General features: G+C 66.1%; 22 protein-coding genes. 12 read left to right on the forward strand and 10 right to left on the reverse strand.

Annotation, left to right across the window (positions count from 1 at the left end; all coding sequences use genetic code 11):
• Positions 1-2: 2 nt before the first annotated feature.
• On the reverse strand, positions 3-332 hold the full coding sequence (locus AC1DSF_RS22180) for a hypothetical protein (protein WP_478127858.1): 330 nt from the start codon (positions 330-332) through the stop codon (positions 3-5).
• A 72-nt stretch (positions 333-404) separates the two neighbouring features.
• Positions 405-977, reverse strand: coding sequence for a hypothetical protein (locus tag AC1DSF_RS22185; RefSeq protein WP_478183438.1), 573 nt, complete (start codon positions 975-977; stop codon positions 405-407).
• 148 nt (positions 978-1125) lie between these two features.
• Here AC1DSF_RS22185 and AC1DSF_RS22190 point away from each other — a divergent pair, with 148 nt between their 5' ends.
• Positions 1126-2085, forward strand: a complete 960-nt coding sequence (locus AC1DSF_RS22190; protein ID WP_478183439.1) for an alpha/beta fold hydrolase — start codon at positions 1126-1128, stop codon at positions 2083-2085.
• A gap of 10 nt (positions 2086-2095) precedes the next feature.
• On the opposite strand, the gene AC1DSF_RS22195 is transcribed toward AC1DSF_RS22190, so the two are convergent.
• The 3 genes from AC1DSF_RS22195 to AC1DSF_RS22205 form a co-directional block, all read right to left on the reverse strand.
• Positions 2096-2941, reverse strand: a complete 846-nt coding sequence (locus AC1DSF_RS22195) for a caspase family protein (protein WP_478127855.1) — start codon at positions 2939-2941, stop codon at positions 2096-2098.
• 4 nt (positions 2942-2945) lie between these two features.
• Positions 2946-3563 carry an anti-sigma factor family protein gene (locus AC1DSF_RS22200; protein WP_478127854.1) on the reverse strand — a complete coding sequence of 206 codons (618 nt, stop codon included), beginning with the start codon at positions 3561-3563 and terminating at the stop codon, positions 2946-2948.
• A 142-nt stretch (positions 3564-3705) separates the two neighbouring features.
• On the reverse strand, positions 3706-4302 hold the full coding sequence (locus AC1DSF_RS22205) for an RNA polymerase sigma factor (protein WP_478127853.1): 597 nt from the start codon (positions 4300-4302) through the stop codon (positions 3706-3708).
• A gap of 117 nt (positions 4303-4419) precedes the next feature.
• Here AC1DSF_RS22205 and AC1DSF_RS22210 point away from each other — a divergent pair, with 117 nt between their 5' ends.
• Complete coding sequence (locus tag AC1DSF_RS22210) at positions 4420-4653, forward strand: hypothetical protein (protein WP_478127852.1); 234 nt, start codon at positions 4420-4422, stop codon at positions 4651-4653.
• A gap of 36 nt (positions 4654-4689) precedes the next feature.
• On the opposite strand, the gene hmpA is transcribed toward AC1DSF_RS22210, so the two are convergent.
• Positions 4690-5883: an NO-inducible flavohemoprotein gene (gene hmpA / locus AC1DSF_RS22215; protein ID WP_478127851.1), complete on the reverse strand. Its 1194-nt coding sequence runs from the start codon at positions 5881-5883 to the stop codon at positions 4690-4692.
• A 199-nt stretch (positions 5884-6082) separates the two neighbouring features.
• On the opposite strand from hmpA, the gene norR reads away from it, so the two are divergent.
• Positions 6083-7684: a nitric oxide reductase transcriptional regulator NorR gene (gene norR, locus AC1DSF_RS22220; protein WP_478183440.1), complete on the forward strand. Its 1602-nt coding sequence runs from the start codon at positions 6083-6085 to the stop codon at positions 7682-7684.
• Here norR and AC1DSF_RS22225 read toward each other — a convergent pair.
• Entirely contained in the window at positions 7663-8007 is a 345-nt protein-coding gene (locus tag AC1DSF_RS22225) for a hypothetical protein (protein WP_478183441.1), read from the reverse strand. The genes norR and AC1DSF_RS22225 overlap by 22 nt on opposite strands.
• 172 nt (positions 8008-8179) lie before the next feature.
• Between AC1DSF_RS22225 and AC1DSF_RS22230 the strand changes: the two genes are divergently transcribed.
• From AC1DSF_RS22230 to AC1DSF_RS22265, 8 genes are all read left to right on the forward strand, one after another.
• Positions 8180-8368, forward strand: a complete 189-nt coding sequence (locus AC1DSF_RS22230; RefSeq protein ID WP_478127848.1) for a hypothetical protein — start codon at positions 8180-8182, stop codon at positions 8366-8368.
• A gap of 134 nt (positions 8369-8502) precedes the next feature.
• A complete protein-coding gene (locus AC1DSF_RS22235; RefSeq protein ID WP_478183442.1) occupies positions 8503-9108 on the forward strand; it encodes an ABC transporter ATP-binding protein in 606 nt (201 codons plus the stop codon).
• Complete coding sequence (locus AC1DSF_RS22240) at positions 9105-9911, forward strand: ABC transporter permease (RefSeq protein ID WP_478183443.1); 807 nt, start codon at positions 9105-9107, stop codon at positions 9909-9911. Before AC1DSF_RS22235 ends, AC1DSF_RS22240 begins: the two co-directional genes overlap by 4 nt.
• Positions 9912-9999: 88 nt before the next feature.
• Positions 10000-10623 carry an alpha-ketoglutarate-dependent dioxygenase AlkB gene (locus AC1DSF_RS22245; protein ID WP_478183444.1) on the forward strand — a complete coding sequence of 208 codons (624 nt, stop codon included), beginning with the start codon at positions 10000-10002 and terminating at the stop codon, positions 10621-10623.
• 30 nt (positions 10624-10653) lie between these two features.
• Positions 10654-10893 carry a hypothetical protein gene (locus AC1DSF_RS22250; protein ID WP_478127844.1) on the forward strand — a complete coding sequence of 80 codons (240 nt, stop codon included), beginning with the start codon at positions 10654-10656 and terminating at the stop codon, positions 10891-10893.
• A 65-nt stretch (positions 10894-10958) separates the two neighbouring features.
• The gene (locus tag AC1DSF_RS22255) at positions 10959-12455 is read left to right on the forward strand and encodes a sensor histidine kinase (RefSeq protein WP_478183445.1); all 1497 of its coding nucleotides are present in this window, start codon (positions 10959-10961) and stop codon (positions 12453-12455) included.
• Positions 12452-13072 carry a response regulator transcription factor gene (locus tag AC1DSF_RS22260; RefSeq protein WP_478146199.1) on the forward strand — a complete coding sequence of 207 codons (621 nt, stop codon included), beginning with the start codon at positions 12452-12454 and terminating at the stop codon, positions 13070-13072. Before AC1DSF_RS22255 ends, AC1DSF_RS22260 begins: the two co-directional genes overlap by 4 nt.
• A 116-nt stretch (positions 13073-13188) precedes the next feature.
• Positions 13189-13704 carry a GlcG/HbpS family heme-binding protein gene (locus tag AC1DSF_RS22265; protein WP_478146200.1) on the forward strand — a complete coding sequence of 172 codons (516 nt, stop codon included), beginning with the start codon at positions 13189-13191 and terminating at the stop codon, positions 13702-13704.
• Positions 13705-13716: 12 nt separating this feature from the next.
• Here the strand turns inward: AC1DSF_RS22265 and AC1DSF_RS22270 are convergent, their stop codons facing one another.
• From AC1DSF_RS22270 to AC1DSF_RS22280, 3 genes are read right to left on the reverse strand one after another with little or no spacing between them, the layout of a single operon-like run.
• Positions 13717-14142 (reverse strand): GlcG/HbpS family heme-binding protein, encoded by a 426-nt coding sequence (locus tag AC1DSF_RS22270; RefSeq protein WP_478127840.1) that lies wholly within the window; start codon positions 14140-14142, stop codon positions 13717-13719.
• 16 nt (positions 14143-14158) lie between these two features.
• Complete coding sequence (locus tag AC1DSF_RS22275; RefSeq protein WP_478183446.1) at positions 14159-15898, reverse strand: thiamine pyrophosphate-binding protein; 1740 nt, start codon at positions 15896-15898, stop codon at positions 14159-14161.
• 3 nt (positions 15899-15901) lie between these two features.
• Complete coding sequence (locus AC1DSF_RS22280) at positions 15902-16888, reverse strand: Bug family tripartite tricarboxylate transporter substrate binding protein (protein ID WP_478183447.1); 987 nt, start codon at positions 16886-16888, stop codon at positions 15902-15904.
• Between the two features lie 129 nt (positions 16889-17017).
• Between AC1DSF_RS22280 and AC1DSF_RS22285 the strand changes: the two genes are divergently transcribed.
• Positions 17018-17938 carry a helix-turn-helix domain-containing protein gene (locus AC1DSF_RS22285; protein WP_478183448.1) on the forward strand — a complete coding sequence of 307 codons (921 nt, stop codon included), beginning with the start codon at positions 17018-17020 and terminating at the stop codon, positions 17936-17938.
• The last annotated feature ends 5 nt before the right edge of the window (positions 17939-17943 follow it).

The raw sequence follows: 17943 nt of genomic DNA on the forward strand, positions 1-17943 counted from the left end.
GGTCACTGGCAACCGCCGCGGCCGACGATGTTGATGGCATTGGGCGCAAACACGAACACTTCGCGCGGGGCGGTTCCGATGCGCCCGCCGGTGTCGAGATTGCCGATGTTCTGGCTCCCGCAGGTGCCCTGGTTCTGGATCTGGTCCTGGGTCCTCCCTTGCTCTTCAGCCTTGCGCTCCTGTGCGCTGATGCGGATCTTTTCCTTGGCGATCTTTGCGCGGAACCGCGAATCGACCTCCAGCAGCTCCTGCCCCGCGAATGCGCTGGCGCATGCGCCCAGCGTGATGGCGACAACGGCGATGCGGGTGGCGCGAACGAGGATGGCATTCATGAGGGGTCTCCTTGCTGGAAGACCGCCAGCGCCACAGGCGCTGGCGGATCAGGGGCGAAAACGCGGCACTGCTTACTTGGCGACGCCGATGCTTTGGGCGGCGGTTGACAGGAAGCCGCTGGCGCTGTTGTTCGAACCGTTGGCGATGACCGTCGCGTTGGTCAGCTTGCCGTTGCCTTGTGCGCCGCCGATCTGCTGCGAGGCCGTGGACAGGAAGCCGCTGGCGCTGTTGCTGGCGTTGGTGGCTCGCACGACGGAGTTGCTCACCACGCCATTGCCCTTGGCAAAGCCCACTTCCTGCGTGGCGGTGCTGAGGAAGCCGGAAGCAGAGTTGTTCAGGTTCGTGCCCTGAATGTTGGTGTTGGTGATCTGGCCCTTGCCTTCGGCGTGGCCGACGTTTTGCGTTGCCGTCGAGAGGAAGCCGGAGGCGGAGTTGTTGGCGCCGTTGACCGTCACCGTGCTGTTGGAGATCTTCGAGTTTTGCTCGGAGACACCAATGTTCTGGCGGGCCGTGGCCAGGAAGCCCGACGAGTTGTTGTTGGCGTTGGTGGATTGCACCGTGGTGTTGGCGATCTCGCCGGCCATTGCGCCACCGAAGGCGAAACCGAGGGCGATGAGGATGGATGCTTTGCGAACGACTTGCATGACGATCTCCTAGGGATTGATGACAGGGATTGAGGTCGGGCTTGCCGAATTGCTTGCCTTCCCGCCCATGGGTTGCGGCCGCCGGTCAATCGGTTCAAACAAATTTCCGGTGAACGGCGGGCGTCGTGCAGGCGTAGGATCGTTCGCGATGCCCGACAGCGCGCCGCCTGATCCGCCTGCGAAGCCCGCACGCCTGACGGGCGTGCGCGGTGCCTTCGACGTTTTGCGCAACCTGGGGTTGATGGGTCTCGGCTCGACGGGTGCGAGCGACTACGACAGCTTCACCGCCAGCGATGGCCATGTGGTTCCGGTGTGCGTGCTGGGGCGCGGATCCCCGCTGGTGCTGGTGCATGGATTCGGATGCACCCACCGCGACTGGATGCCAGTCGCCAGGCGGCTGGCGCGGCGCCATTGCGTTCTCGCGTGGGACGCCCGGGGCCATGGCAGTTGCCGGGCGGCCAGTGGCAGCATCACGCTGGCTCGGCTGGCGAACGATCTGGCCGAGGCACTCGACCACTTCGGGCTGCAGCGCTCGATCCTCGTGGGGCATTCGATGGGTGCGCTGACGTTGATGCAATACCTGCATCAGCATGGCACGGAGCGAGTGGCTGCCGTGGCACTGGTCGATCAGTCGCCGCGCATCGTGACGGACGACGGCTGGCGGCTGGGGCTGTTCGGCGGCTGCAGCGCGTCAATGCTGTCCGCAATGATCGCTGGCGCGCGCCAGGACCTGGCCGGCATGCTGTTGAACGAGGTCGGCGCGCTCGGAGGTGCCTGGTTGCAGCGCCGGTTGGATGTCGAAGCGCCGCTCGGACGCATGCTGCGCCAGCGCCTGGGGCGCATCGACGTGCGGCCGTTGCTCGATCTCGCCGAATCGATGGCCATGGCGGACTTCCGCGCTTCGCTGGCGCGCCTGGACACCCCGCTGCTGGTTGTGCTGGGGGCGCGCAGTCCGCACTACGCCGGTGTGCCGCTCGATGGCTGGTATCGCGACACGGTCAAGCATGCGCAGATTTCGGTCTACCCGCGCGCCGGCCACTCGCCGCACGTCAGCGAGCCGCTGCGCTTCGCGCGCGAGCTCGAACGCTTCATCGACGACCACGCCTGAGCGGCCCGGCTCAACTGCCGCAGCGCCCCTTGTCGTCCGACTTGAAGCAGAAGTCGGCGGTCAGGCTCGACGATTCCCAGGGCACCTGCACGCGGCCGGTGTCTTCTGCGACGCCGATTCGCACGCGCTTGAAGAGCTGCTCGATCTGCAGCCCCGGCATGGACATGTTCGCCAGCAGGTGGCGTGCGTAGACGCTGTGGTCGCTGTTGGCGCTGTCAAGTGCCACGCCGTTGGGCGCCGTCGAGAAGGCCACCAGCGTGCCCACCGGCGCATCGAGCGTCGCCAGGCCACCCGGAGTCGCGCCGCGGAATTTGAGGCGCCGCCCGTCCGGACCGACGATGACACCGCCGGCAAAGGGGTTCACGCGGCAGGCATCGAGCACCACGATGTTGGCGCCGGTGCCGATGGCGCTGAGCCGGTCGACGAACTCGCCGACGTCCGCGCTTTGCCGCTGTATGTCTTCTTCGGATTGCGGATCGGCATCGATCGGCACCAGATAGTTGCGCCCCTTCACCTGGACTCCGTGGCCTGCATAGAACAGCACGCGAACCGCTGCCTTGGGCGCCCGGATCGAGAACTCGCGCAGGGATTCGATCAGGTCCGGCAGCCGCGTGTTCTGGCGCAGGGTCACCTCGTAGCCAAGGCCGCGCAACGCGTTCGCGACGGCCATCGCATCGGCCGGCGGGTTCTTCAGGGGCGCACTGCGGTAGGCGCCGTTGCCGATCACCAGTGCAATGCGGGACCCGGGCGCCTTGACGTCCTTCAACTCGGCGGCGGCCATGGCGGCACCGAAGGGCAGGGCTGCGGCACCCAATGCGCCGCGCAGCAGCAGTCGGCGGGTCAGCAGTGTGGCCATGGGACTACTCCCTGGGTGGCACGCCCGGTGCGAGCGCTGCGGCCTGCACGATCGGAGCGGCCTGCACCTGTGCAAGCGCCGCCGCTTCGCTGCCGGACGGCACGCGCAGGTAGTAGTCGCCGAGCTGCCCGGGCCCGCCAGCCAGTTCGGCATGGATCCGGACCATCAGCATTCGGATGTCGGATTCCTTCGCGTCCGGCGCAAAGCTGACCTTCAGCATCGGGCCTTCTTCGACGCGAACCGAGTTCAGCGCGCGGATTTCGTCGGCGCTTTCACGCGCATCGCCCAGCAGCGCCGCGATGAGGCCGCCTTGCACTGCAATGACTGCCAGCGCGCCCAGCGCATAGCTCGGGCGCATGCCCAGGTTCCCGAAAAAGGCGCTGAAGCGCTCCGCCAGCGTCGGACGGTCGCCCTGGATCAGGCGCATGGTGCGAGCCAGGCCGATGGTTGCCGGCACGGGTGGGACGTTTTCCTGCACGCGCGCCTGCAACGACTGGTACCACTCCAGCTCGCTGCGAGCCTCGGGATGCTGTTCGATGTATGCGTCGACCCAGGCACGGTCATCGGCTCCCAGCGAGCCGTTGGCATACCAGGGGAGCAGTTCTTCGAAGCGTTCTTTCATGATGAGGGTGCTCCCGAATGCCGCGCGCTTACACAATATCGACTTGCGCGGCCGACCGCACCGAAACGCGATCTTCGTGCACGGGACATGCCCGTGTCCGCCTTGAGTTGCGCGAGCCCGCGGGAAGGTTCAAATTCATTTCTCAGGACGCGAGAGCGCCTCTGGCGCCGGGGGCACCGCCCTCACTGCGCAGCAGCGCCTGCAGGCAATTCTTCATCTTCTGGCGGGCGTGGAACAGGCGGGTCTTGACGGTGCCCTCGGGACAGCCTTGCACCTCGGCCACCTCGGCCAGGCCCATGCCCTCGTAGAACACCAGGTGCAGGCATTCGCGGTGCTCGTCCGACAGCTTGTCCATGCAATGCTGGACGCCTTCGCGCCGTTGCTTTCCCGCCAGTTCGGCGTAGGCGTCGGGTGCGTCGGAGGCGGTGGTTTCGGCGATGTCGTCGAGGTCTCCATGCACCTCGTCGGGCCGGCGCGCGCGGTACACCATCAGCGCCTTCCTGCGCGCGATGCCGATGAGCCAAGTGGAAAACTGCGAATCGCCGCGAAAGCGTTCGGGGTGCCGCCACACCTCGTAGAAAGAGTCCGCGAGGACTTCCTCGGCCCGCGCGTGGTCACCCAGCATGTTGAAGACATAGGCGTACACCTTGCGGCTGAACGCCTTGTAGAGCTGACGAAACGCTGCCTGGTCTTCGCGGCCGATGCGTACCAGCAACTGGTTGAGCTCGTCTTTGTCCATGCGGGCGGATGCCGTGGCGGTTGCGGTGAAGAAATATAGCGTTTCTGCCAATCAAGCAGAACCCATTTCGAGCTTCCTGCAACCCAGTGCCAGACAAGGACTAAGTAGGAGAGCGACATGGAACACGATCTTCGCCCCATCAACGTCATTCGTGCGGAACTGGCCCGCGCCAAAGATGTGCTTGCAGCCCTGGGCCCCGACTACGCCGGCGGCAGCGTTCATCTCGCTGCCCGCCGCCGCGTCAAGTGCCTGGCCGACGAGCTCCGCGTTGCCGAGGCCGCAGCCGAGCGCCTCGCGGAGGAGGTCGCGTTGAAGTGGATCAGTCGCTATGCGCGCATGGCGAGGGCCTGAGCCGCAAGACTGCTCACGTGGCCCTGGCCCCCGATTTCATTCCAGTGCCGAAGCGGGCCCGAAGAACTCGTAGCGAACTTGCTTGTCCGGAACGCCCAAGGTCCGCAGCGCCTTCTTCGCTTGCTGCATGAACGGCTTCGGACCGAGGAAGTACGCATCGACGTTGCGCGTCCCGGGCGGCAGCCACTTGGCGAGCTTGTCCGCGTCGATCCGGCCGACGGCGTGGGGTTCATTGCCGACGCTCGACGGCTCGGGGGCCTCGTCATAGCAATAGAAGCGCATCAGCTGCGGATGCTTGTGCGCCAGCGCCTCGATGGCATCGCGAAACGCGTGCACGCTGCGAGTGCGCGCGAAATGAATGAAGTGCACCACGCGCGAAGTCTTCAACGCGGCCTCGAGCATCGCCAGCGTTGGCGTGATGCCCACGCCGCCGCTGATCAGGACCACCGGCCGGTCGCTTTCCTGGAGCGTGAACGCACCAGAGGGCGGGAACAGATCGAGCGCGCTGCCCACCTGCACGTGGTCATGCAAGTAGTTGGAAGCGAGACCACCGGCTTCCCGCTTCACGCTGATGCGATAGGTGCGACCATTCGGCGCGGCCGAAAGCGAGTAGTTGCGGCGGATGTCCTGCCCCTCGAAGCGCAGACGCAGCGTGATGTACTGGCCCGGCTGGAAGTCGAGCACGGGCTTGCCGTCGATCGGCGCGAAGTAGAAGGACGTGATCTCGTCGCTTTCGACTTCCTTGCGCACGACGGTGAACTGGCGCTCACCGCGCCAGCCGCCGGGCGCCGCGGCCTTGCTGTCATAGATCTGCTTTTCAGCGCCGATCAGTATGTCGGCCAGTTGCCCGTAGGCGGCAGCCCAAGCGTCGATGACCTCGTCCGTCGCGACCTCGGCACCCAGCACTTCGCGAATGGCCCGCAGCAGGCAGGCGCCGACGATCGGATAGTGCTCCGGCAGTACCTGCAACGCGACGTGCTTGTTCACGATTTCGCCTGCCAGGTCGCCCAGCGCTTCGAGCCTGTCGATGTTCTTCGCGTACATGAGCACGCCGTTGGCAAGCGCGCGGGGCTGCTCTCCATTGGATTGGTGGGCCTGATTGAAAAGGGGGCGGACTTCGGGATGTTCGCTCAGGAGCATGGAATAGAAGTGCTTCGTCAGCGCTTCTCCACCGGTTTCGAGCAAGGGAACAGTGGCGGTCACGATGGCCTTGTGTGAGGCGGAAAGCATAGGAGAGTCTTTCGGTGATGGGAAATGGGTGGGAGATGGGTGGGAGATGGGTGGGAGATGGATGGTAGATCCCCTCTGGCATGCAAATGGTGCAAAAGGCGTTCCAGCCCCGCGCTTCAAACGAATCAAAGACTTGCGTGGCTATGATGTCTTTTTGACGCGGCTAGGATGGCGTCAAACCGACACGTTTTGAGTCAAAATGACAACACACCCCTTGCTCCAGGCCATCATCCCGCTCGTGGCCGATATTGCGCGCGAAATGCCCAGCGCCGAGCGCTACCGGCGCTTGCTGGAGGCTTTACGGGTCGTGCTGCCCTGCGATGCCGCGGCCCTGCTGCAACTCGACGGCGAATGGCTGCTGCCGCTGGCGGTGGACGGCCTCAGCAGGGACACGCTCGGCCGCCGATTCCGCGTCGATGAACATCCGCGGTTCGCGGCGCTGCTCCAGGCGAACGGCCCGTTGCGATTTCCCGCGAACAGCGACCTGCCCGACCCCTACGACGGTCTGGTCGAGGGCGTCAAAGGTCATCTGCCGGTGCACGATTGCGTGGGTTGCGCAGTACGCGTCGACGACAGAACCTGGGGCCTGCTGACGCTGGACGATCTCTCGCCGGAGCGGTTCTCCCGGGTCGACCTGAAAGTCCTGCAGTCCTTTGGCAGCCTGGCCGCGGCAACCGTCAGTGTCGCGGGCCACATCGAGCAACTCAAGTCCCGCGTCCGCGATGAGAGCATTCGCGCTGAAGGCTATCGGCTGGCGGCGGTTCCGCGCGCGCGCGAACTCATTGGCCGCAGCCCCGCCATGAGGCAGCTCCAGAAGGAAATCGACCTGGTCAGCGGCAGCGAACTGCCGGTGCTGATCCAGGGAGAGACGGGCGTCGGCAAGGAATTGGTCGCCGAAGCGCTGCATGCGGGTTCGACCCGGGCGACGCGCCCCATGATCAGCCTGAACTGCGCCGCGCTGCCCGAGACATTGGTCGAAAGCGAACTCTTCGGGCATGTGAAAGGGGCGTTCACCGGGGCCGTCGGCGAGCGTCCTGGCAAGTTCGAATTGGCCGACGGCGGCACGCTCTTTCTCGATGAAGTGGGTGAACTCGCGCTGCCGGTGCAGGCCAAGCTGTTGCGCGTCCTGCAAAGCGGACAGCTGCAGCGGCTCGGTTCCGATCGCGAGCACCGGGTCGATGTGCGGCTCCTCGCTGCAAGCAATCGCAATCTGGCCGATGAGGTGCGGGCAGGGCGCTTGCGCGCGGACTTCTACCATCGCCTGAGCGTGTATCCGCTGCAGGTGCCACCGCTGCGCGAACGTGGACGCGACGTGCTGCTGCTCAGCGGCTTCTTCCTCGAAGAGAACCGCTCGCGCCTGGGGCTCAGCGGCTTGCGCCTCGATGCGAGTGCGCAGGCCGCGCTGCTCGCCCATGACTGGCCGGGAAACGTGCGCGAGCTGGAGCATCTGCTCGGCCGCAGCGTGCTGAAGGCGATGGGGCGGCATCCGCAGCGGCCACGCATCCTGAGCCTGACGTCGGCGGATCTCGATCTTGCGGGCGAACGCATGGGCGTCGAACCCCTCGAGATCGACGACGCCCGGAAGGGACCGTCGGCGTCGGCAAAACTGCGCGAGGGCGAGGGCCTTCGCGATGCGGTGATGCGCCTGGAGCGTGAACTGGTGACCTCTGCATTGGCGAAGAACAACCACAACTGGGCCGCGGCCGGCAGAACACTCGGCATGGACCGCGGCAATCTTGCGCGGCTTGCCAAGCGGCTGGGGCTTGGCAAGCCGGCAAGTCAGTCGGTGCGTGGCGCATAGCCCTTGTTGGTCTGGCAGCCGAAACGGTCACAGCGCTTGACTGTCAACGGCGCATTTCGAACGCGCTCCTCGTACTCCCAGCGCGCGCGCGCTTCCGCATGCAGTTCGGCTTTTCGCTTCGCCATGTTCCGCTCTTCCTGCTCTCTGATGCGCTGATTCGGATCGTGATCCAGGATGACGGGGCCGGCGCCAGTCTGCGGTTGCGCTTGCTCGGGCATCGGGGCTCGCACGGCCGCGCGACGGGTCGTCGCGCACATCGTTGCCGCAGGGCGCATCGCATTGACAGCCTGCCGTCCGATGCCTTCCACCAAGGCAGTTTCCACTTCACGCTCCTCCTGCGTTTATTGCTTTTCGCTTGGCGCTCGAGCTCCTATAGTTTACATAAGATAAATTGTGTGATCATTCTATGTAGCGGCTGAATAGTAATGTCGCGTTTTGGCCAAGTAGAAATGTCGCAAAGTCTGCGCCTCCCGGGGCCGAGTTTGAGGTGCAGGGATGACGATGCTGAACAACACCATCACGATGACGATGCGTGCGATGGTGCTGGCTTGCGCGGTGGGCGCCGGTGCGGCGCCGGAACGTCCGCGGCGGCATGCCCTCGGCGCGGCGTTGCTCGTCGTGATGCTTCTGTTCTCGTCCTTCGAGACGATTCGCCTCCTGCTCGATCGCTACTACCTGGCTTAGCAGACTGCGGCGCCTTCGACAGCGCGACGGTTTCTGCCGCGGGGAATCACAATCGGCGGTGCAGGCGGATCTGGCGAGTATCGGCAGCATGGGTTGCCGGCGTCTTGCTCCAGCCTCACTGAAGGAAACCCGACATGTTGAGCATCCGCGGCCTGCGGTCGGCCCACGCAGGCCCGTTCGACTTCGATCTCGGACACGGCGAGTGCGCAAGCATCGTCGGTCCGTCCGGCGTCGGCAAGAGCCTGTTCCTCCGACTGATCGCGGACCTGGACCCTGGCAGCGGCACGCTGACTCTGGAGGGCCGGCCGCGCGATGCGTGTCCCCCTGTGGCGTGGCGCCGTCAGGTCATCTATCAGGCGGCAGAGCCCGCGTGGTGGGAGCCGACGGTGCGCCCGCACTTCCTTGCCGACTCGATCGAAGCTGTTGAGGCCGTTGAGGCCGCCCTGCCCTTGCTCGACCTGCCCGCGGCGATTCTCGATGCCGAGGTCGCGCGCTTGTCGACCGGCGAGCGCCAGCGCCTGGCGCTGTTGCGCTCGCTCTCGCGCAAGCCCGCTGTTCTTCTCCTTGACGAACCTACCGCATCGCTCGACGAAGCGTCCACCTTGGCGATGGAAGCGCTGCTGAAGGCGCGCCTGCGCAAGGGGCTGTCCATCATCTGGGTGACGCATTCGACCCAGCAGGCGGCGCGCGTGAGCCAGAGCCGCTACGCGATGACACGTGAAGGCTTGCAGGCACTGTGAACACCGTCGTACACCTCGGCGCGCTCGACGTTGCACTGGCGGCGGCGCTGGTACTCGCCAGCGCGGTGGCGTCGCTGCTGCTGCATCTCGACCTGCACCGACAGGTCCTCTGGGCCGCGACACGCATGGTCGTGCAATTGCTGCTGGTCGGACTGCTGCTGCGCGCCGTGTTCAAGGCAGCCTCGCCGGCCGTGACGCTCGCGATCGTCGTTCTGATGATCGCCGCTGCCGCGCGCGAAGTGGCTGTGCGGCCGACCCGGCGCCTTCGTTCGGCGGGCAATCACCGTATCAGTGTCGCGGTCGTCGGCATTTCGAGCGTCACCACGGTCGCGCTGGCGCTCATGACGGCAATCCGCCCGCACCCGTGGTACGACCCCCGCTACGCGATCCCGCTGATGGGCATCGTGCTCGGCAGCGTGCTCAATTCGGCAAGCCTCGGCCTCGACAGCTTTCTGGAAGGCGTCGTGATCCGGCGTCCTGCGATAGAGGCTCAACTCGCGCTCGGCGCCTCCATCCACCAGGCATTGCGCGACCTGCTGAGATCGTCGATCCGGCGAGCGATGATCCCGATCGTCAACCAGATGTCGGCGGCCGGCATCATCACGCTGCCGGGAATCATGACGGGTCAGTTGCTCGCGGGCATGGACCCCATCGAAGCCGTCAAGTACCAGATCCTGCTGCTCTTCCTGCTCACCGGCGCAGGCGCCCTGGCCGCTGCGGGGGCGGTTTACCTGGCTGCACGCGCGATCACGGACGAGCGCCAGCGCCTCCGGTTGGACCGGCTGGCAATGAAGCAGGCCTGACCGGCCGAGTCGCGGGCACGTCGGGCCGACAGATCGGCCAAAACCCTACACATTCATTTCTTGCGGAGCGCATCCTTGGTCAATGCCGATGCCCTTGACTGCGAACCAGGCCAGTCTTTTCGAGGACCGCCCCGAGGACGGCGCGCCGGAAGGCTGGCGCTATGAGCCGGACTTCCTCGAGCCTGGGGAGGAAGCGTCGTTGATCGCATTCATCCAGCAGTTGCCTTTGGCGCCGATGCGCTACAAGCAGTTCGTGGCACGGCGGCGAGGCATCAGCTTCGGCGGCCACTACGACTTCGATGCCAACCGGCTGGAGCCCTCGCCGCCGCTGCCCGATGAGTTGCTGCCGCTGAGGGCGCGGGCCGCGGCATGGCTGGGTTGTCGGGCCGAGTGGTTCGTTCACGCTTTGGTTGCCGAGTACCGGCCCGGCACGCCCCTGGGCTGGCATCGGGACGTGCCGGACTTCGAGGATGTCGTGGGCATATCGCTCGGCGGCGAAGGCCAGATGGAGTTCCGTCGCTATCCGCCGCGGCCTCGATCCCATCCACTCGGCGGGCGGCTTCGGGTCACCCTTGCGCCACGCTCCATCTATTGCATGAGAGGCCCGGCGCGATGGGAATGGCAGCACGCCGTCGTCGCCTCCGATGCGCTTCGCTATTCGATCACGCTGAGGACGGCGCGCCGGCCGTCCGGCTTGCCGAGGCTCGCCTGAGACATGCATCCATCCATGAAGGGAATCACGATGACTGACAGCATCCCGAACAACCATCCGGCTCCGACACCCGAAGACTTGAAGAAAGCGGCCGATGCAATTCCTGAGGGACCGAATGTCGAGTACAGCCCGAACGAGTTGCAGGCAGCGAAGGGCGAAACGCCCCTGGAGGGCCCGCGTGCCGGAGACGAAGACGCTGAGGCTCGACTCAGTCCGAAGCCGACGAGCCCCACATCCGACGATGCCGAAGATGCCGAGGAAAAGGGCTGACGCGATACCTCGTCCCTCTCGATAGCTGGAGATCGCTGCCCGAAGGCACAGGCACAATCCGCGCCATGAGGCAATGGTTGCGTACGCAAGGTGGCTGGTGGCTCGCATGGCTGCTGGTCACGGGCGCCGGCGCGGTCTGGATCGCGCGCGCCGAGATCCAGCAACTGCACGAGGATTTCGAAGTCAACGGGCGCATCGCGCACCGGCTGATGAGCCAGCAAGTCGTGCAGTACGACGCCGTGCTCGCGACGCTCGCGCTGCTCGAGCCCATGACCGGTGCCAACCAGCCCGAGCGGCGGTTGCCCTCGGTGTATCCGTCGATCCTGGACGTGCAGCGGCGCGAGGCCGGTGCGTCCTGGGCGGACCCGGCCCTCGCGAAAGCCGAGTCCCGATCGCGCGAACTGCGGCGCCCTGAACTCGCGACGGCCGATTTCGCGAGCGGCCGATACCGCCTGGTCATGGGCGCGGTGCCGACAAGCTACGCCCTCGACATCGATCTCGCGACCGCCGTGCCCTGGCGCGACTGGCCGATGGACCCGAAGTCCAGTCCGGTTCGTGTGACGCTCGAAAATGCGGGGCAGTCCTTTGTGGTGCAGCCGGGGAATTCGACGGTGCCCGATGGCTGGCGCTTCGAATTCCGCAAGCCGTTGGCTTCCGAAAGCCAGTCTTTCGATCTCGTGGCGGAGCGCCTCGTGTCCTGGCGCGAAATGCCCTGGGGCCTGATGGCCGCATGGGCTGTCGCTGCGGGTGTCGTGCTCGGTGGCGCCTACACGCTGCTGCGCCAGCGCATCGCACGCCGGCGCGTCGAAGAATTGCTGCGACTCGGGCAGGTGGCGCGGCTCAATGCGCTCGGCGAGCTTGCGGCCGGCATGGCCCACGAACTCAACCAGCCACTGACAGCCATTCTGGCGAACACGCAAGCGGCCCAGCGACTGCTGAATGACGATCCGCCCGAACTGGCGACCGCGCGCACGGCCATGCGACACGCCTCGGAGCAGGCACGCCGCGCTGCGGACGTGATCGGCCGCCTTCGCCGGGTCATCGCAAGACCCGACCGGCAGGCAGAGACGCGGCCCATCGTGCTGCAGGAGGCGCTGCGCGGTGCGCTCCATCTTCTCGCACCCGAATTCGACCAGCGGGCGGTGACGCCGATCGTCGACGACACCACTCATGCGCCCGTCAAGGTGCGTGCAGATCCGGTCGCGCTCGAACAGATCCTGCACAACCTGCTGATGAATGCATTGCAGGCACTGGAGGAAATTCCCGCGAGTGATCGCGGCCTGCGCGTTTCCGCCAGCCGCGAAGGGGCACAGGGAGTGCTGGCCGTGACCGACAACGGACGCGGCATTTCGCCGGAAGCCCTGCCGCGCGTTTTCGAGCCCTTCTTCAGCACGCGAGAAGGCGGGCTGGGGCTCGGCCTGAGCCTGTGCGAAACGCTGGCCGTCGGCATGGGCGGCTCGCTCAGCGCCGAGGCAGCCTCGCCGCGAGGCGCGCGGTTCACGCTGCGGCTGCCGCTAGCGCTGCCGGCCAATGAACATGCTTCGCCGGAGCGGCACGCATGAGCCAGCCTCAATCGCCCCTCATCCACCTGATCGACGACGATTCGGCCGTGCGCGAGAGCCTCGCCCTGCTGATCGGCACGGTCGGCCTCCGCACTCAGGCTTGGGCGGAGCCGCAGGCTTTCATTGACGGCTTCGATCGCGGCGGCATCGGCGCCATTGTTCTCGACGTGCGCATGCCGGGCATCAGCGGCCTCACGTTGCTCGACACACTGATCGCGCAGGGCGTCGACCAGCCGGTGATCATGCTCACAGGCCACGCCACCGTGGACATGTGTCGGCGCGCCTTCAAGGCCGGCGCCGCGGAGTTTCTCGAAAAGCCCGTCGACGACGAGCAGTTGCTCGAAGCCTTGCAGCACGCGGTGCGGCAACACGTCGACTCGCGCGAGCGGAGCCAGGCCGACCAGGCGGCGCGTGAGCGCTTTCAGCAGCTTTCCGAGCGAGAGCGCGAAGTGCTCGGCTTCATCGTGACTGGCCTGACCAACAAGGAAATCGCGAGATCGCTGTCGTTGTCGCCGCGCACCGTCGAGACCCACCGCGCCAATCTGTTCGCGAAGCTGGAGTGCGATTCGCTCGCGCAGTTGATCCGGTGCTACGCCGTGCTGGTCGCCGCTCCGTAGTTCTACGGAGCTGCGGGCGTAGCCGCACGAATGGTCTTCGGGCCCGGCAATTTCTACAGTTGCCACGTCGTCGGCGGAATGCCGGCGCAAGCAACCCACCATCACCGGAGAACTCAATGCATTCGACCTTTCGCGTCGGCGGCCTCGCCGTCCTGCTCGCCGCTTCCGCTATGGCCGCGCAGGCGCAAGCCCAGGCGCCAAGCCCCGCCGTGCGCACCGAAAAGAGCATGTCCCTCGAACTCGCCAACCAGATCGCCGCCGCGAGCGTGGCCGCCTGCGCCGCGAACGGTTACGCGGTGGCCGCAACCGTGGTCGACCGCTCGGGCACCGTGCGTGCCGTGCAGCGCGCCGACAGCGCCGGTGCGCACACGCTGGCTGCCAGCGAGCGCAAGGCATGGACCTCGGCATCGGCCAAGACACCGACGCTCGCCATGATGGAAAACGCACAGAAGAACCCGGGCGCGGCCAACCTTGTCAACATTCCGGGCTTCCTGCTCTTGGGCGGCGGCGTTCCCGTGAAGTCCGGCAATGAAGTGATCGGCGCGGTCGGCGTGGGCGGGGCACCGGGCGGTCACCTGGACGAGCAATGTGCCAACGCAGCGCTCGAAAAGGTCAAGGGACAACTGGGCTGATCGCGACGCTTTTCAACCAGCGGTCAGTCCGGCTGCCTGCGCCCCGGCGATGCAGATGGCCTCGTCCTCGTCGCCGGTGCCGCCACTCGCGCCTATCGCGCCCAGCAGTTGGCCGGCAGCATCGCGGATCACCACCGCGCCAGTCTGCGGCAGAAATTTGCCGTTGGCCGTGGCGGCCAGTGCGACGAAGAAGTTGGGGTTGTCCTTGGCCCGCTCGGCCAGCTTGCGGCTGGCCACGCCCATGCCCACCGCGCCCCAGGCCTTGGCACGCGCGACGTCGAAGCGGAACATGCTGGCGCCGTCTTCGCTGGCAAAGGCCTTGAGGTTGCCTGCGGCATCGAGCACCGCAATTGCCATGGGCTGGTAGCCGGCTTCCCTGGACTTCTTCAAGGCGGCATCGATGATGGTCTGGGCTTGCTGCAGGGTAAGGCTGGACACGGGCTTTTCCTTTGCTTTATGGAGTGGCGTCGGAGCGCGCGAGGGCCCCAAAGCCATAGCGGTTCATGCTCGCAAAGGCGGGCATGGCAGGGTGCGGCACGAAACGCGTGTGGCAATCGAGCACGGCCGGCAGGCCTGAGGCGAGCGCACGTCGGATCGCAGGGCCGACCTCGGCGAGCGCTGTCACGCGCTCGCCGTGACAACCGAAGCCGCGCGCAATGGCCGCGTAGTCCGTCTCGTCGAGTGTTGTTCCAAGTTCAAAGCCAAGTGCATTGCGTTGCCCGGCGCGGATGATGCCCCAGGCGGCGTTGTTGTGCAGGATGCAGAGGACCGGCAGCCGATGGCGCCGTGCGGTATCCAGTTCGTTGAGCGTGAAGCCGAAGGACCCGTCGCCCGTGATGAGAGCAACGGCTCGTCCGGGCTGCTGCGCCTGCAACGCGATGGCATAAGGAAGCCCGAACCCCAGGTGGCTCATGCCCGGTTCATGGAAGCGCGTGCGCGCCTCCCGTACCGGTGTCAGGTCATTGCTCCAGAAGCTGGTGTGCCCGCCATCGAAAACAGCGAGGCAGTCTTGCGGCAGCGCCTGGCCGATGGCAAGTGCCAGAGCCGCAGGATGCATGGCTTGGCCAGGCTCGCCCTCCTCGCTCATGGCGACCAGGTGCGACTCATAAGCCGCGCGTGCCTGGCGCAGGCCCGGAAGCCACGCAGGGTCCACCTGCCGACCCAGATCCGCGTCGCTGACGGCCAGCAGATCGTCCAAGGCGGCGTTTGCGTCAGCCTGCAGCGCAACCTCGTGCAGCGCTGGCTGCCCGAGCGCCGAAGAGTCGATGTTGATGCTGACCAGCCGCTGCGAGCGCCGCACCAGCGGCCCGCGCTCGTCCCACATCCAGGATGACCAGCGGCATCCCACCGCCAGAACCAGATCCGCGCGCTCGAAAGCCAGGCGCACCGGCTCGCCGGCAATGAGACCTCCATGACCGATGAAGTGCGGGCTGTCGGATGCCACCACGCCCAACGCCATCTGCGTCGGTAGCACCGGGGCCTGCCAGCGTTGCGCCAGTGCGCGAACACTTTGGGCAGCGCCGCTCGCGATCACGCCGCCCCCCGCCACGATGAGCGGGCGCTCGGCTTGGCCCATGAGCGCTGCTGCCCGACGCGCGTCAGCGGCATCCGGCCGCACACGACCGAGAGCGCGATAGCGACAAGGCGAAGCATCGAACTCCGCCTCATCGAAGCTGCAGGGCTGGCTCAGCACGTCCTGGGGGATGTCCAGGTGCACCGGACCGGGCCGACCGCTCAAGGCTTCGCGAAAGGCCCGACGCACGAGCTCGGGCATGCGGCGCGCGTCGTGCACCACGGCGTTCCACTTGGTGAGGGAGCGGGTCATGGCCACTGCATCCAAGTCCATGAACATGCCAAGATGCGGATAGCTCGCTGCGCGATGCTGGTTCGTGGTGACGGCCAAGAGCGGCAGATTGTTGTTGAAGGCCACGCCCAGGCCGGAGATCAGGTTCAGGCCGCCCGGCCCCATTTCCCCCAGTGCCACCGCGATGCGTCCTGACGCGGCATGGACTGCGGCCGCCATCATGGGACCCGCAGCTTCGTGGCGCACGCCGAGGAACCGCATCTGCTCCTGCGCCGAGATGGCGTGCAGCAGCGGCCCGAGCTTGCCGCCGACGATGCCGAAGATGTCCCTCACCTGCTCCGCAAGCAGCAGCCGCACCAGCGCCTGGGCGCCATTGATCTGCAAGGCCACGTGCTAGTCCTCCGCAGTGAAATTGGTGGCCTTGACGATCGGTGCCCAGCGCTGCCGGTCCGCACGCACGAGGCGGGCGAACTCGTCGGCGCTCTGGTGCATCGGTTGCAGCCCGACCTTCGCCAGCGCCTCGACGAATTCAGGTGCCGCCAGCTCCTCGCGCACCAGCGCGTTCAGGCGCTGCACGGTCTCGGCCGGAGCACGCGCCGGCAAAAACCAGCCCAGCCATTCCTGAACCACGATGTCGGGGAATCCCTGCTCCACGAAGGTCGGCACTTCCGGCAAGAAGGGAGAGCGGCTCGCGCTCGACACCGCCAACCCGCGCAGCTTGCCAGCGCGGATATACGGCATCACTTCGCCCAGCACGCTCACGCTCACTGGCACTTGCCCGCCCAGCACGTCGTTGAGCAGCGGTGCGCCGCCGCGATAGGCCACCGCGGTGAGTTCCGCGCCGCTGGCCTTCTGCAGCATCATGCCGACGAAATGCAGCGCGGAGCCGGCCGCCGGCACGCCGTAGCTGGCCTGCGACGGATGGGCCTTGGCCCACGTCACGTAGTCCGCCACGGTCTTCACCTCTGCGGGCAAGCCTGGTCCGGCCGTTAGCACGAAGGCATAGTTGACGGTGCTCGTCACTGGCACGAAGTCGGCCAACGAGTCGTAGTTGAGCTTCTTGTAGGTGTTCGGATAGAGCGTCATCGGCGAACTGGGAATCTGCAGGATGGTCAGGCCGTCGGGTGCTGCGCGCTTGACGTATTCAACCGCGATGCGGCCGCCCGCCCCTGTCTTCGACTCCACCATCAGGTTCGCGGCGTACTTGCCACGCAGCTTCTCGGCCAGCGGGCGGGCGACGTGGTCGCCCATGCCGCCCGCCGGAAAACCGGAGACGATGGATGCGTTGCCGCTGAGTTGCGCCAGGGCACGTCCTGCGGGCACGAGCGCGGTCATTGCGGCGCTCGCCTGAAGAAGATGAAGGAAGTCTCTGCGATCCACGGTGTGTCTCCTGGGTCTGCTGCCCTTTGGCTGTCGATGCCCTGGATCGTGCGGCCTCCCGGGGCTGACGCGAATGGACAAATGCCACCGCGACAGGTAGTTTTCCGGCATCGATCTTTCCTGCCCCTCATGAAGCCTGCCACCGCGCCCCTGCTCGTTGTTCCTTTCCGGGAAGTCCGCCACGAACAGCCCGACGATTGCCTGCACTATGAGCCGGTGGCGGTGCGTGGCCATGAGATGGACTGGACGATTCCGGCACACCGCCACGAGGGCCTGCACCAGATCCAGTTCCTGGAGCAAGGCGGCATCAGCGGCACGGTGGACGCACGGCCGGTGCAGGCGACGGCACCCGCGATCCTGATGATCGCGCCCGGATCGATGCACGGATTTCGTCACACGCACGATAGCTCTGGGCACCAACTCACGATTCCCAGCGCCACCCTGCAACAGCTCTTGGGAGGCACTGGCCTGGCAGACACGGATCTCGGAAATTCTTTCGTGTTGACGGACCTGTCAGCCGAAGCACGAACGGAATGCACCACCCTCTTCAGCATGCTGGCGCGCGAGTTCCATGGTCAATCGCCCGGACGAGTTGCGGCCCTTTTGGCCGTCGCCACCCTGCTGGCGGTGCGATTGCTGCGCTTGCGGGTCGAGCACATTCAGAGGGCGCAGACGCCAGGTCAGCGCGACGTTCTGGTGCAACGCTTTCGCGCATTGGCCGAGCAGCATTTTTGCGAGCATCGCGACTTGCTCTTCTACGCTCAGGCACTGGGCGTGTCGGCCGATCACCTGAGCCGCTGCTGTCGCAACATGACGCGGCAATCGGCTTTGCAAATCCTCCATGAGCGCCTCATGCTCGAAGCACGACGCCTGATCGCCTACACACCCATGCCTGTTTTGGAGGTAAGTGCCGCTCTTGGCTATCAAGACCCGGCCTATTTCAGCAAGTTCTTCGCCCGGGCCGTCGGCCATTCGCCATCGGATTACCGCAAGTTGGCGACACAGGGAGTCAAGGCGCCCCCGGTAGGCGAGCCGCAGCGGCGCAGGTGACGCAA

This window comes from Variovorax sp. 01N429 (genome assembly GCF_056399425.1).